The 1,187-nt window shown below is 62.7% G+C and carries 1 protein-coding gene and 1 pseudogene; both read right to left on the bottom strand.

The features are described from left to right. Positions 1-135 (bottom strand): annotated as a pseudogene (locus D8S75_RS17240) (ABC transporter permease); the annotation flags it as partial. A gap of 182 nt (positions 136-317) precedes the next feature. Continuing rightward, positions 318-1,187: ABC transporter substrate-binding protein (locus tag D8S75_RS17235; protein WP_119967586.1), on the bottom strand; the 870-nt coding region annotated here is incomplete at its 5' end.

The raw sequence follows: 1,187 nt of genomic DNA, 5'->3' as shown, positions 1-1,187 counted from the left end.
CTGCTTGCCATAGGCCTCCAGCGGGCCGGTCTTGCTGTAGACGTGGGCGATGCGGATCTCGCCCGTCTGGCTGAAGGCCGGAGCGGCGACGGTGGCGGCCAGTGCGGCCAGGGCTACCAGGGTGCGTCTTTGCATGGGAAGGTCTCCTGTTGTGATGCCTGCATATTGCACAGTTCGTGCCAGCAGGCAAACGATTGATTTGTAACGGTATTTTTCCTGCGCTCAGAGCAAGTGCTCAGAATGCAGACAAATTGTTTGTCCAATTTTTAGACAATTGCCTGGAATTTTCACAGGGTTTGCACCAGGGCCATGCATTCTCAGCGCCGGTTGCGGATGGGCAGGTCCATCTCCTGCGGCCGGATCTCGCGCACCAGGTACAGATCGGCCATGGTGCCCTGGCGCGCGCCAGGTGCCACGCGGAAGTGGTACATGCTTTGCAGCGCCTGGTGGTCCTCGCGTCGGAAGGTCATGCTGCCCTTGGGCGTGTCGAAGCTCATGCCTTCCATGGTCTTGATGAGCTTGTTGGTGTTGGTGTCGCCGTTCGTGGCCTTGAGCGCCGTCACCAGCGCCATGGCCGAGCTGAAGCCGCCCGCCGTGAAGAAATCCGGTGGCGACTTGTGCTTGAGGTAGTGGTTGGTCACCAGCCACAGATTGGCCTGGTTCTTGGAAAAGCCAAAGTAGTAGTAAGTGGCCCCCTCCATGCCCGGGAACTGGTTGTAGGCCACCATGGCGGGCAGGATGTTGCCGCCCGTGGCGATCTCGATGCCGTGGCGCTTGAGGTCCAGGTCGGCGATCTTGAACGGGTTGCCCGCGCCGGCCCAGACGATCCAGATGACCTTGCGGCCCGGCTGGTCCTTGAGCCGCTCGATCAGGCGCTGGGCCGCCGCTGTGAAATCGGTGGTGGCCGCGGGCAGGTATTCCTCGTGCGCCAGCCGCGCCTTCTTGACGGCATCCTTGAAGGCCTTCACGCCGTCGCGCCCGAAGGCGTTGTCCTGTGCCAGCGTGGCGATGGTCACGCCCTCCCGGTCCACTGCCACGGCGTTGGAGATGGCGTCCTGGCTGCTGTTGCGGCCCGTGCGGAAGATGTACTTGTTCCACTTCTCGCCCGTGATGGAATCGGCCACGGCGGGCTCGACCAGCAGGATCTTCTTGTATTCCTCGGCCACCGGCAGCAGCGCCAGCGCCAC

Source organism: Simplicispira lacusdiani (genome assembly GCF_003604195.1).
GTDB lineage: Bacteria > Pseudomonadota > Gammaproteobacteria > Burkholderiales > Burkholderiaceae_C > Simplicispira > Simplicispira lacusdiani.
Note: the sequence above shows the minus strand (reverse complement) of the source record. Positions and strands in the feature narration are given on the sequence as shown.